The 12,766-nt window shown below is 61.9% G+C and carries 11 protein-coding genes; all 11 read right to left on the bottom strand.

What is annotated here, in order from left to right; translation table 11 throughout:
• Positions 1-84: 84 nt before the first annotated feature.
• The 11 genes from ACQKRQ_RS24795 to ACQKRQ_RS24745 all read right to left on the bottom strand — a co-directional run bounded on the left by ACQKRQ_RS24795 (position 85) and on the right by ACQKRQ_RS24745 (position 12,716).
• Positions 85-978 (bottom strand): phosphate ABC transporter substrate-binding protein, encoded by an 894-nt coding sequence (locus tag ACQKRQ_RS24795; RefSeq protein WP_427480049.1) that lies wholly within the window; start codon positions 976-978, stop codon positions 85-87.
• A gap of 44 nt (positions 979-1,022) precedes the next feature.
• Complete coding sequence (locus ACQKRQ_RS24790; protein WP_427480047.1) at positions 1,023-2,573, bottom strand: acetolactate synthase large subunit; 1,551 nt, start codon at positions 2,571-2,573, stop codon at positions 1,023-1,025.
• The gene (locus ACQKRQ_RS24785; protein ID WP_132379564.1) at positions 2,573-3,430 is read right to left on the bottom strand and encodes an HpcH/HpaI aldolase family protein; all 858 of its coding nucleotides are present in this window, start codon (positions 3,428-3,430) and stop codon (positions 2,573-2,575) included. Before ACQKRQ_RS24785 ends, ACQKRQ_RS24790 begins: the two co-directional genes overlap by 1 nt.
• A gap of 71 nt (positions 3,431-3,501) precedes the next feature.
• On the bottom strand, positions 3,502-4,350 hold the full coding sequence (locus tag ACQKRQ_RS24780) for an amidohydrolase family protein (protein ID WP_427480045.1): 849 nt from the start codon (positions 4,348-4,350) through the stop codon (positions 3,502-3,504).
• A 29-nt stretch (positions 4,351-4,379) separates the two neighbouring features.
• A complete protein-coding gene (locus tag ACQKRQ_RS24775) occupies positions 4,380-5,405 on the bottom strand; it encodes an amidohydrolase family protein (RefSeq protein WP_132379568.1) in 1,026 nt (341 codons plus the stop codon).
• A 22-nt stretch (positions 5,406-5,427) separates the two neighbouring features.
• Positions 5,428-6,399 carry an ABC transporter substrate-binding protein gene (locus ACQKRQ_RS24770; RefSeq protein ID WP_132379570.1) on the bottom strand — a complete coding sequence of 324 codons (972 nt, stop codon included), beginning with the start codon at positions 6,397-6,399 and terminating at the stop codon, positions 5,428-5,430.
• 306 nt (positions 6,400-6,705) lie between these two features.
• Positions 6,706-7,710: a LysR substrate-binding domain-containing protein gene (locus ACQKRQ_RS24765; RefSeq protein WP_132379572.1), complete on the bottom strand. Its 1,005-nt coding sequence runs from the start codon at positions 7,708-7,710 to the stop codon at positions 6,706-6,708.
• A 139-nt stretch (positions 7,711-7,849) separates the two neighbouring features.
• A complete protein-coding gene (locus ACQKRQ_RS24760) occupies positions 7,850-8,380 on the bottom strand; it encodes a carboxymuconolactone decarboxylase (protein ID WP_427480042.1) in 531 nt (176 codons plus the stop codon).
• 115 nt (positions 8,381-8,495) lie between these two features.
• Positions 8,496-10,535, bottom strand: a complete 2,040-nt coding sequence (locus tag ACQKRQ_RS24755; RefSeq protein WP_427480040.1) for a tripartite tricarboxylate transporter permease — start codon at positions 10,533-10,535, stop codon at positions 8,496-8,498.
• A 161-nt stretch (positions 10,536-10,696) separates the two neighbouring features.
• On the bottom strand, positions 10,697-11,551 hold the full coding sequence (locus ACQKRQ_RS24750) for an amidohydrolase family protein (RefSeq protein ID WP_427480038.1): 855 nt from the start codon (positions 11,549-11,551) through the stop codon (positions 10,697-10,699).
• 124 nt (positions 11,552-11,675) lie between these two features.
• On the bottom strand, positions 11,676-12,716 hold the full coding sequence (locus ACQKRQ_RS24745) for a Bug family tripartite tricarboxylate transporter substrate binding protein (RefSeq protein ID WP_427480036.1): 1,041 nt from the start codon (positions 12,714-12,716) through the stop codon (positions 11,676-11,678).
• Between the last annotated feature and the right edge of the window lie 50 nt (positions 12,717-12,766).

Here is a 12,766-nt window from a genome sequence, read left to right as displayed (position 1 = left end):
CGGCGGTCCTGCCGCGCTAACCGCCTGCTTCGGCCGCGATGAACCTCCACTCAACCGCGGAGGCTCGCGACAGTCTTCGCGCACTTACGCAAGGCTGCCGGTTACATCATCGAATAACTCGTCGACGGCGAGGCGCCGCGGAATGATCTTCTGGTCGAATGCCCAGTCGATCGCAAATTGCAGGCCTTTGCGATTGGCTTCCATACCGATAGGCGGGAACACGGCCGGCACGCCTTCGGCGAGGGAGCGGCTTTCCACGATCATTCGGTATAGCTCACGAACGATGTCAGGCCGTTGCTTCGACAGAGTCTCATGCACCACGAACATGTGGTTGATCGGGACAATTCCGCTGCGCTGAAACCAGTCTTTCGCGGCAGCATGTGCATCCGGCACCAGCGTGCGCACGCGCTCGTCTTTCGGCATGTCTTCGCCGAGAAGCGCGGCCGCTAGCTCGCCGTTGAGCATCATCTGCGGAATCGACGCATCCGGCGGCAGGCGCTGGCAGTTCTGCGGGTCGTTGTACTCGGCCAGGTGCCCATCGCCCAGTGTCATCCACGTCACCTTGTCGAGGTCCACGCCATATTCGTGGCGCAGAATGCCGCGAATCCAGAGCGCGGTCGTTTGCGTGTAGGTACGCACGCCGACCTTCCTGCCCTCGATATCCTTTGGATCGAGATGCCCGAAGTCGATGTTGTAGCCGGCGCAGTGGTGCTGGAACCGCCCCGAAATCGGTGTCGGCAGCAAGACATATGGCTTGCCATAGGCTTTGGCCTGCAGGAACGTGACGATCGCCAGTTCGCCGGCGTCGAACTTGCTCTCGCGCACCATCGCCTTGAAGCCATTGTGCGCGGGCGTTGGCCCGCAGTAGTCGAGCGTCATGAGGTCCGAACTCACGCGCCCGTCCCGCATCGCCTTTGTCACTGAGTACTCGGCCAGATTGACGCGCAGCGTCGGCGCACCGGTCAGCGTCGTTGTCATGGAATGTCACTCCTTTTGCTTGATCCTTGTATCGGATTGCGGATTTATAGACGGACCTCGATCAGGCACGGGCCTGGCTCGCGGGTTGAATCGATAAGGACCTTGTGGAAGCTCTCAGCCGTCTCGACGGCGATGGCAGGCACGCCCATGCTCGTCGCCATGGCCAGCCAGTCGATGCTCGGCTTGTCGATGTCGATCATCGACAACGCACGTTCATTGGGCGTGCCCGCGCCCATATTTGCGTACTCCGCCTTGAGGATGGCGTAGCTGTTATTTGCAAAGATGATGGTCGTGACGTTCAGGCCTTCGCGTGCCTGAGTCCAGAGCGACTGGATCGTGTACATCGCGCTGCCGTCGCCGACCATGCAGAACACGCGTCGATCGGGACAGGCTAGCGCCGCGCCGGTGGCCACGGGCGTCGCGTAACCGATGGAGCCGCCCATGTTGTTGATAAGATCGTGCGGCAACGCGCCCATGGTCAGGCTCATGGACTCGCGCCCTGTCGTCAGCGATTCGTCCACGACGATGCAGTGCTCAGGCAAGGCCGCGGCCAGCGCGTGAGCGATGCTCGTCGGGTTGAGCGCGCCGGTCGGGACCGGCGTCTCGATGCGCGGCTGCACGAGCGGCGCCGTGCCCGCGGTGCCGAGCGCCTGCAGCAGCATGTCGAAGGCAAGCTCGCTGTCCTCATCCGCCTCGACGAGCGCATGCACCTGCGTCCCCTCGGCCTTGAGCAGGCTGGGCTTGTCCGGGTAGGCGAAGAAGGCCACGGGCTCCCTGGTCTCGAGCGTGACGATGTGCTTGAAGTCCTTGAGGAATGCTGCGGCCTGCGCGACGGCGTAGGGAATGCGCGCGATCGGCACGCGGCCCGCGCCGCGCTCGATGCGTGCGGTGAAGAACTGCGAGCCGAGTTGCGCGCCGGTGGCCGCGGCCACGCGTCCGGCCTTCTCGAGCGCCGCGCCGCGCGTGGCTTTGTTGGCCAGGATGATCAGTGTCGGCTCGCCCGAGCGCAGCACGCGTGCGACGTGTTCGACGCGCTCGGTACTCGGCACTTTGCGCCCTGCCGCGACAGCCGGCGGCAGCACCGGGACGTTGGCAACCTGCTGCCAGGAGGTATCGCCGGGCAGGATCAAGGTGGCGATCTGCCCCGGATGCTCGCTGGCTTTGGCCACAGCCTGAGCGGTGTCCCAGGCGATGGTGTTCGACGATTCAGCGCGGCGCACCCAGTGGCTAAGCGGCCGCGACAAGCCCTCGATGTCGGAGGTCAGCGGCGGGTCGTACTTGAGGTGCGAAACCGAATGCTCGCCGACAACATTGACCATGCCTGACGAAGCGCGCTTCGCATTGTGGATGTTCGCGAGACCATTGGCGAGGCCCGGCCCCAGGTGCAGCAGCGTCGAGGCCGGTTTGTCCTTCATCCGGTACCAACCGTCGGCGGCGCCGGTGGCCACGCCTTCGAACAGGCAGAGCACGCTGCGCATCTTCGGGTTGTTACCCAGCGCCGCGAGGAAATGCATCTCCGAGGTGCCGGGGTTGGCGAAGCAGATGTCCACGCCCTGGTCGACCAGGGTGGCGACGAGGCTTTCCGCGCCGTTCATCAGTAGCCCGCCATGTCGCGTGCGAGACCGACCACGCCGTAGGTGCGCTGTGGCGCCGACAGCAACAGGCGGTAGCCTTCGTCTATCAGGCGACGCTGGTTCTTGGCCGTGACGTGCGGATTGCCGACGACGACCTTGTGCTTATGACAGGTCTCGGCGATGCGGCGCATTGCGTCGACGACTTCCGGGTGCTCGTATTGGCGCGGGAAGCCCAGTTCCTGGCTGAGATCGCCTTCGCCGATCAGGATGAAGCCGATGCCAGGCACATTGGCGAGGATGTCGTCGAGGTTCTCGATGGCTTGCGTGCTCTCGCACATCAGCCCGACGAGGATCTCGCCCTGCGGCGCCAGCGGCCAGACGTCAGCCTTTGCGTAGTAGTCCGACATCGAAAGGCCCCAGTAGCGCGCCGCATTGGCCGGGCCGTCGCCGCGCACGCCTTTGGGCTCGTACAGCGGCGCGTTCTTCGGCCTGGCATAGCGGCAGGATGCGACGGCGTTATAGGCTTGCTCCACCGTTGCCACATGCGGCCAGATCACGCCGTATGCGCCGCGATCCAGCACCTGCTTGGCAAAGCTCTGATTCATCTCTACGCCGTTGGCCGGGATCCGTGCCAGCGGCGTCACCCTGGCCGCCACCGACGCGGACTCGGCGATCTGCTTGCGGCTCAGCATGTACTGCAACGCGTCGCCAAGCGCACTTACGTCGTAAGGGTTGTGTTCCATCTCGAAGACGATGCCGTCATAGGGCGAATCGCTCATCTCGATGGCGGTCTGCTTGTCGAGCTTGGCGAAGGCGGCATGCGCGGGCTTGCCCGATTCGAACGCGCGGATGATGCTATTGAGGCGAATATCAGACATGGGTATCTCTCTTTCTCTCTCGCTGCGCGGCGCTTCAGTCGGCGGCACGCGCGGTTGCCATTATTCGAGCGTCAGTTGAGTGCCGGGTAAAGCCTCTGCGCGGTCTTGCCGAAGATCCAGGCGCGGTCTTCCTCGCCGAGGCAGGCCAGCCCTCTCTCGGCCGTCGCCAGAATCTCGCTGAGTGTTCCGGGGGAAGTCGGGAAATTCGAGCCCCAGGCGAGGCGCTGCGCGCCGAAGGCTTCGACGACGCCCGGGAAAAACGTCTCCGCACTAGCGCGCTCTTTCGTCACGTCGCCGAAGATGCGTGGCGTGAGCTTCAGATAGATGTTCGGCAGATCGGCTAGCGCAAACAGGCTTGCGGCGTTGGCGTAAGGCGGCCCATCGAGCACATCGGGACGGCCGAGGTGATCGAGGATGATGTTCACGCTCGAGAACTTCTCCGCCAGCATGCGCACCTGGGGAAGGCCGACTGGCCCGGTCTGGATGCACATGGGCAGCTTCAGCTCGGCCAGCGTCTCCCACGCCTTGAAGGACTTGGGGTTATCGAGCTCGCTGGGGTCGAAGTCCTTGGTCGAGCCGCCGGTAAAGATGCGCAGGCCGGCGAGGCCCTTGCCGGTCCAGGTCTTGATCACGGCCGGCACGTCATCGGCCAGCATATCCACGGAACCAACGGCGACGAGCCGGTCCGCGTATTGGTTGCAGCCGTCCACGACGTAGCTGTTGTCGAATCCGTAAGTGGTCGAAGAGTGCACGACGGCGGCTTTCGCGACACCGGCCTCGTCCATGGCCTTGATTAGCGTTTCGACCGTGTTGGGCCGCTCCTGCGACCAGTCCGAGCGCTTGCCGAACAATGGCGCGGGCGGGTAGCGCTTCTCGTCGTCCGAGATAATGTGGGGATGAATGTCGATGATGTTCATCATGTCTGTCCAGCTATGAGCTATTGGCTTGGTTACAGGCCTCTGGCCTTGAGAAGTTTGTCCAGGCGCGGGTAGACGCGGCGCGCATTGCCCTCGAAGATGGCGTCCCGCTCGGCGTCGCTCAGGGCCGTGCAGGCGTCGATGTAGCGTTTCGTGTCGTCGAAGTATTCGCCGGTGTCCGGATCCCGACCGCGCACAGCGCCGACCATTTCGGAGCCGAACAGCACGTTGCTCGCCGGCACGACCTTGGTCAGCAGTTCCACGCCCGGGTGGTGATAGACGCACGTGTCGAAGAAGATGTTGTTCAGGAGGCCTTCCAGCGGACGCTTGGCGATCTCCAGCGACATGCCGCGGTAGCGGCCCCAGTGGTAGGGAACAGCGCCGCCGCCGTGCGGGATGACGAGGCGCAGCGTCGGGAAGTCCTTGAAGACATCGCCCTGCAGCAGTTGCATGAAGACGGACGTGTCGGCGTTCAGGTAATGCGCGCCGGTGCCGTGGTGACAGGGGTTGCATGAGGCCGCAACGTGGATCATGGCCGGCACGTCGAGGTCGCACAGCGCCTCGTAGACGGGATACCACTCACGGTCGGTCATCGGTTTGCCGGTCCAGTATCCGCCGGTCGGGTCCGGATTCAGGTTGCAGCCGACGAATCCCATCTCCTCGACGCAACGGCGCAACTCGGGAATCGAGTTCCTGGGCGGCGCTAGCGGCGACTGCGGCAACTGGCACACGGGTACGAAATTGTCCGGATAAATGTCGCAGACACGGCGCACCAGGTTATTCGAAACTTCGGCCCACTCGAGGCTCGTACGCTCGTTGCCCAAGTGGTGGCTCATCAGCCCGGCGATCGGCGAGAACAGCGTCAGGTCGCCGCCCCGCTCCTTCTGCAGACGCAACTGGCCGTTGCCCACGCCCTCGCGGATCTCGTCATCTGTGACGTGCGCGCCCGAGAGCGGCGGCGCATTGGCTGGGTCGTCGGCAAACTCAATCTGTTTGGCGCGCCAGTCGCGGAACGAAGCAGGGACGGTCGTGAAGTGGCCGTGGCAATCGATGATCATGTTTTTTGCTTCCGTACGGGATTCAGACGCGGGGATCGACGAACAGCTCGCCCATGGACATGCGCCGCGGTGTCAAGCCCTGCTTGAAAGCGGTGGCTTCGAGCGCCTCGATGGTCTTGCGGTTCTCCTCGATGCCGTAAGGCAGCGGATCGTGGCCGACGATCTTGCGCAACTCGAGATACTTCTTATTTTTCTTGTCGGTGAGTTCACCCGCATCGAGACGGGCCAGCCATTCTTTCTTCGCGCGGTCGAAAGCGTCGTAAATCGATTTGGCTACCCAGGGATGCTCGGCCAGCACCGAGTCCTTGACGACGATAGTGCCGTGCATCGGGTACACGCCAGTGCGCGCGTAGTACTCGGCCTCCAGTTCGGCCGCGTTCGGGAACAGATCGGGATAGTCGGCCTCGACCTCCTTCCAGCCACCCGTCGGTGCGCCCGTGCGGCCAATGCCCGCGTTGGCGCCAAAGCCCGCCGCCAGTTCACCCTTCTCCATCATCTCGGCCAGCGAGCTGCCGGCGGGAGCGTGGATCACGTTCGGTGGCAGCTTGAGCTGCGTGACATGCTCCTCGTCATCCACCACCCAGGTCACCTTTGACGAATCAAGGCCGAATTCGTCCATCAACACCTGACGCGTCCACGCCCCCGTCGTAACCGAATAGGCGCGCACACCCACCTTCTTGCCCTCCAGGTCCTTGGGGGTTTTGATCCCAGCGTCCGGACGCACCAGCAACCCGGCGTGGTGGAAGCGCCGTACGACAAAGATGGGAAGCGCGACGAAAGGAGCGCCATACGCCCGCGCAATGATGTACGTCGTCGGCGCCAGCTCGCACACATCGAACTCGACGTCGCGAACCATCCGGCGAAAGGCTCCGATTTGCGGGTGGACCGTAATGAACTCTGCTTCCACGCCCTCGATGGGAATGGATCCGTCACGGATCGCCGAGGTATGCGGATGCTCGGCGATTGCGATCTTGAGGTGAACTTTTTTGCTCAACTTAGTCTCCTGTTTAAATAGACATTCAGATCGACCCATTTCCGATTGCCCCGTGCTCGTTACCGGCAAATTGCGGGGGCTCTTCAGGTGATCTCGTTGACTACATGATCTTTCTGCGCGCCTTTTCCGTCTATTGAAATAAGCCGCGAATGCCTTAACCGATTGGTAAAGTCGGTGGCGCAATGACAACATGGGTTGCCGCGCCGGTGACTTCGGTATCGGAGAGCCAAAGATGCGCAACAGCATTGATCAGAGCGGCAGTTATGGTCCACGGGGTAGCGACCGGTTGGCGCGCCGCCGCGCCCCTCATGGTGCGTCCGGCGATTGATGCGGCCGGGTCGCCTTAAGCTGGGACGACACTCCCCGCGATGCCGCGCCGTGGCTCGCCAGCAGAAGCTGGGCGGTCTCTTCCAGACACGTAACCATGAGTTGCGCGCTGGGTGTCAGGCCGCGGTTGCGATTCCACAACACGCCGGCGGGGCGGAGCAGTCGAGGCAGGCTCAACGGAAGGGTATGAAGGGGCTGGGTGGTCTCGTTAGGCGTCCCTGACATCACGGCGATGAAATCCGAGATTTGCAGCTGTGCGCGCGCGACGTGAATCGAGAGCGTCTCGATGTAGTTGCCGGTCAGCGGCACGGCGTGCGCCTCGAGTGCCCGCTCCAGGGGATCGCGCAGTATCGAACCGGGCGGCGGCAGAATCCACGGATAGGCGTGCAGGTCCGACCATTCCAGGGTTTTCCTGCGCGCCAGAGGATGGTGACGGCCCGTCACCAACGTCACCGGTTCCTCGAGAAGCTCCTTCTCCGCGAAGCTCCCCAACGTATCGGGCGGCGGCAGGCGGCCCACGACCAGGTCGAGGCGGCCCTGCCAGAGCTCTGGCAGCAGCGACGCCGTCGTACCTTCGATCACCGCGACATTGGTGCCGGGCGACCGCTGTTTCAGCAGACTCAGCGCCTGTGGCAGCAGCACAGAGGCCGAGGCGGGCAGCATACCGATATGGACCTTGCCCTCCGTCCCCGAACTCAGGGCTTTCAACTCATCGCGCGCCTGGTGCAGGATCGTCAACATCGATCGCGCGTGGCGAATGAGGCAATCGCCATACGGCGTGGGTACCACGCCCTGCGCTGTACGCGAAAACAGCGTGAGTCCGAGTCCCCGTTCCAGTTCCGCCAATGACTTCGAGACGGCCGGCACGGTCACATGAGTGACGTCGGCCACCTGGGTCAGATTACGGTAGGTGTCGATCGTCACGAGCAGACGCAAGTGCCGCGCCTTCAGATTGATCTGCAGATACCAGTCGAGCCCTGACACGTCACGTACCTCCCGCATTTTTTCCATCTCGCCACGGACGTTGCGGCTGCGGCAAGTTGATGAACAAACCAGCCGCTCAGTACGTCCTGACCGGATTCAGGTCCAATCGCCCGCACACGCCACCATGATTGTCATTGCGTCATTCCTTGGGCCGAAGCGCGTGCAGGGTCATGCCAAGCGAAATCGAGGTGAAATAGCCGACAGTGATAAGCAGCTCGGCAATCACCGCGCGGCCCAGCTCGGCCTCGTAACGGGCAAAGTGCGCGTCCTCGACCACGCCGCCCGCAAGAATGTCGCAGACTGCGTCGCAGATCAGACCCAAACGCCCCTCGACAGCTTCGGGTCGCCGCTTTTCCACGATGGCGTTGACAACCGCCTCAGGAACTCCGGCCTTCAGCGCATGCCGGCGGTGGTTGGCGATGACATAGGGCGCGTTCCAGAAAACAGCCGTCGAGAGGATCGCCACTTCGCTTTCCGCTTCGCCCAGAACCGGAGAGTGGTCGACGTGCGTGCCGATGATCTCCATTCCTTCAGCGAGATGCGGGTTGTGAAGCCAGATGTTGAACGGCGTAGGAATGCGCCCCCGCCCTTCGCCTAGCCGTGCAATGACCTTCTTCTGTTCGTCGGTGGCGTTCTTCGGGTCGATGAGCTCGAGTCGATTGTCCGTCATGCTATTTCCTTGCAGTGAAAAGATGCCGAAGCCGAATCCCGTCTCGGCACACTACTTTGGTAGGAATCCTGCCTACAGGACCACAAATTCGCGCTTGCACAGTTCAATCAAGTCGTCACGCGCCGCCTGCGAGCGCGGGAAACCACTGCCCCAGGAAACTGTCCGGCCACGGAATATGGATAATCTGATCGAAGACCACATAGAGGAACACCGTCACACAAGCTGCAAGGATCAAACTGAGGCGCCAGGACTCGCGTCCCTCGATGCGCATGAAGGCTACGATCATCAGCGGTACGGTGGGGATCATGCCGATCACGCCCATGCAGGCGAGAAACGCGAGGAACCAGCCAAAGAATCTCAGCGCCCGTGTAAGCACCACCCTGTTTGGCAGTTTCTCGTCGTGGTCGCTCGCCACATCCATGTGGATGCCGTCGCCGGCATGTGCCTGTCCCGGCTGTGCCGGAATCACGAAAACCTTGTATGCGAGGCTGATGGTCCCGGCGATCACGAGGATGCTCGCGACTACCGTCGGCCCGATTCTGGCCATCAGGAGCCAGCCCTGCGCGGTCGCCAGCATGTAGAGCCCGATGCCGATGAAGAATACATAGACGAGGTCCTCGAGCTTCAACGCGATCTTTCCGCTCGGCCGCATCCGCGCGAGCCCGCCTCCGCGTACCAGCTTGAACAGTGGTTTGAAAAACACCAGCGCCGCAAGGGCGAGCAGAACCATGACGACCGGCCGCGTCAGCCAATCCGTGCCATAGCGCACGAAGGAAATCGACATGTAGCGTTCCATGAGCACGCCGAGCACAAGACCGAGGATCAGGGGCGGGCGCGCCCATTTCAGGCGCTTCATGGTCCAGCCGATAAGTCCGGCAATGAGCAGCACGAACAGGTCGCCCCAGCTACGCGAACCCTGGAAGGCGCCGACATAGATGATGGGCATGATGACCGGCAGGATAAGCGTGTAACGCAGTGTCGAGATCTTGGCGAATTGCCCGCTGAGCAGGAAGCACAAGCCCGCTCCGAAGATATTGGCAAGCGCGATGGACCAGACCATTGAATAGGTAAGGTCGAGATGCTTGGTCAGCATGTCGGGCCCGGGAATAAACCCGTGGACCATCATCGCGCCGAGCAAAATAGCCTGCGCCGCGCCACCGGGTACACCGAAAGACAGCATAGGCACCAGACTGCCGCCTTCCCTCGCGTTGTTGGCGGCTTCGGGAGCGATCACACCGCGCACATCGCCCTTGGTGAAGGTCTGCTTCGCGCCTTTTGAGGTCTGCAGCGCATGTCCGTAGGCGATCCAGTCCGTCACAGCCCCGGTAATACCCGGCACCGCCCCAAGGACCGCGCCAAGCCCGCCGCATCGAAGAACCAGGAACCAGTTTCGCAAGGTGTCCATGACGCCTTGTTGCATCCCCCGGCGCGAACTGAACTGCACATTTTCAGCGATTGCCGCGCGTCGGATGGCGAGTTCACACAACTCGGGCAACGCGAATATGCCCAGTATGATCGGCACCAGTGGAATGCCGTCCTGCAAGTAAAGGAGATCTCCCGTCCAACGCATTTGCCCGGTTGCGACGTTGGTTCCGATCATGCCGACCAGAATGCCGAAACAGGCCGCGACAACGCCCCGCAGCGGCGCGTTGCCAGATAGAGCAGAAACCATCGAGACCCCGAAGATCGTGAGCGCCAGCATTTCCGGCGTACCGATGGAGAGGACGAAAGGCCGCACCAACGGCAACGAGACTGCAAGGATGACCGCTCCGATCAAGCCCCCGAGCAACGACGACGTGTAGCACGCACTCAACGCACGCGACGCTTCACCGCGTTTGGTCATGGGCAGGCCATCGAGCACCGTCGCCTGCGAAGCCGCGTGACCTGGCACGCCAAAGAGCACCGCAGGGATCACGTCGGAAGTCGTAATGACCGAAGCCATGCCGAGCAACATCGCGAAGGCTGCATAGGGGTCCATCGTGTAGGTGAACGGCACCAGAAGCGCAAAACCCGTGAGTCCTCCGATCCCGGGCAACAGTCCGATCGCCAGTCCGACCACGACGCCGAAAACAAGAAAGATCAAACGGTGGAATTGCAAGAGCGTCGACAGCGCATGGCCTGCTGCCAACAAAGTTGCGTCGTTGTAAAAATCCATGCGTCATCCTGATGAGATGGCAAGCTCGGTGGGCTCACGCTGTGACCCGGTAAGGGTCGAGTGTTTGGAGCGTCGACTCAGGTGGAAGCGGAGTACGACGGGCGTCGGTTGCCGTCCGTCGCTCAGCGCTTCGGCGCCTGGCTTTTCGACATTGCTACGATTCAGTCGGCAAGCGCAGGGTAAAGAGCTTTCGCCGTGCGGCCCCAAACCCAGGCGCGCTCCTCCTCGCTGAGACTTGCAAAACAGTTGTGCCCTTGATCAATCAGCTTCTTCAAGGGCCCGGACGAAGCTGGGTAGTTCGAGCCGAAAGCCAGACGGTGCGCGCCAAACACCTTCACCAGATGCGGGAAAAAGGCCTCTGCCCCGCCCGGCGCCGCCTGCGCGAGATCAAAGGTGCGTGGCGTAATCTTCATGTAGACGTTGTCATACTTCGCAAGCTCGAACAGCGCCGCGCAACGCGCATAGGGCGGGCCGTCTTCGAGATCAGGCCTCGCGCAGTGATCGAGGGCGATCTTCACGGTGGGGAAACGTTCGGCCAACTCGGCCACCATTGACAAACCGTCCGGCGTCGTCTGAACCGCCATGGTCATACCGAGCTCGGCGCAGCGCTCCCAGATTGGGAAGGTCGCCGGATTGACCAGCCAGCTCCCATCGCTCTGATGAGTCGCTCCCCCAGTGAAGAGCCGAATTCCCCCCATTCCATGAGCCAGCCAGTGGTCAAAGGTCGTCAACGCATCCGGCGCCAGCAAGTCGAAGGAATAGACGCCGGTAAAGCGCTTCGGATACTGCGCCACGCTGTCGGCCACGTAAGCGTTGTTGTGACCGTAGGTCGTCGATGAATGCACGATCGCGGCTTTCGCAACGCCGGCCTCATCCATCTCCGCGATCATCTGCTCGACTGTGACCGGACGCGTAGCTGACCAATTCGAGCGATGTCCATGCTGGGGAGCAATGGGGTAGCGAACCGTGTCCGTCGAAATGATATGGGGATGAATGTCGATAATTTCGGGCGTCATATGATTGAACCTCTCGGTGATTGACTGTCATTCACCCACGTGAGGTTCATGACGTTCTCTATTTCAGATCAGGGCAGACTGAGACCGGGCAAGCAGGACCGACACGCGCACTTCCCGGCTGCTTTCAGTGAGAACTGAAGATGAGCTTGCGCGCGCTCTCGAGTTGCGGCTCGGGTGTGGCGTACAGCTTGCTGACGATTTGTTCCACTGCGCCTCCGTCGATCGGATCAATCGGATAGCCTGAATGTCTCATTGCGTCGATAAACTCGGGATCCGCAATGGTCTTCGAAAAGGCCTCGCGCAGCGCGTCCAGACGATCCTGAGGCACGTCCTTCGGCACGGCGATCGGCCGCCCCGCCTGGAACGGCAGGAGGAACAAGTTGAACAGCGCTTTGTCATCTGGTTTGGTGATGTAAGCGCTCAGGTTCGGGACATCTGCGAATGCCGCCGGGCTTTTCCAGCCCAGGTGCAGCAGCACCTTCATCTTGCCGTCTGCGAGCATTCGCACCGGCTCGCCCTGCTGAAGGCCGTCGATAGTCGAGGCCCAGCCATCGACTTCGCCGCGTTGCATCGCCAGATAAACCTCGCCGCGACCCGTGTATCCGGGCACGATGCTCATCTTGGCGCCCAGGTATTCATCGAGCAGCGCCGGCAGCGTCCTGTCCTCGTTAGCAAAACCGGTCGCACCGATGTACATCTTCTTTTTGGTGAGATCATCCGCCGTGGTGACGCCAGATCGGGTCATTGACACCAGGCAGTATTCGACCTTGTTGAGGCTGCCAAGCCATCTGACATTCCGCGGGTCGAATCTGCTTTGCCTTGGATCGAGCAGTGGAATGTAGAGATTGTTGCGCTGCAGGAAGCCAATGACGGTACCGTCATTGGGCTGTCTGGACTGGAGCGAGGCTGCCGCAACCATTCCCCCGGCTCCGACTACGTTCATCACCACCGCTTGGGGATGTCCGGGGATGTACTTGACAAAGAAGCGCGAGAACTGACGCGCAATGATGTCGGTCGGCGTGCCCGCGTCGGCACTGACAACAATCGTCAAAGCTTTACCGTGATAAAACTTTTCGACGGACTGACCAGAAACTGGCCCTGCAAACGCCGTCGCGGCAAAGCTCAACAGCGCCGCGCAAGCACATATTGCGGTCCTGTAGTTCATAGTCGTCCCTGTCTCCTTGTATTGATCCACGGTCCGCCAGCATGGCGCGT

Source organism: Paraburkholderia sp. NPDC080076 (assembly GCF_050281145.1).
Lineage (GTDB): Bacteria > Pseudomonadota > Gammaproteobacteria > Burkholderiales > Burkholderiaceae > Paraburkholderia.
This window is presented reverse-complemented; position numbering and strand designations above follow the sequence as displayed.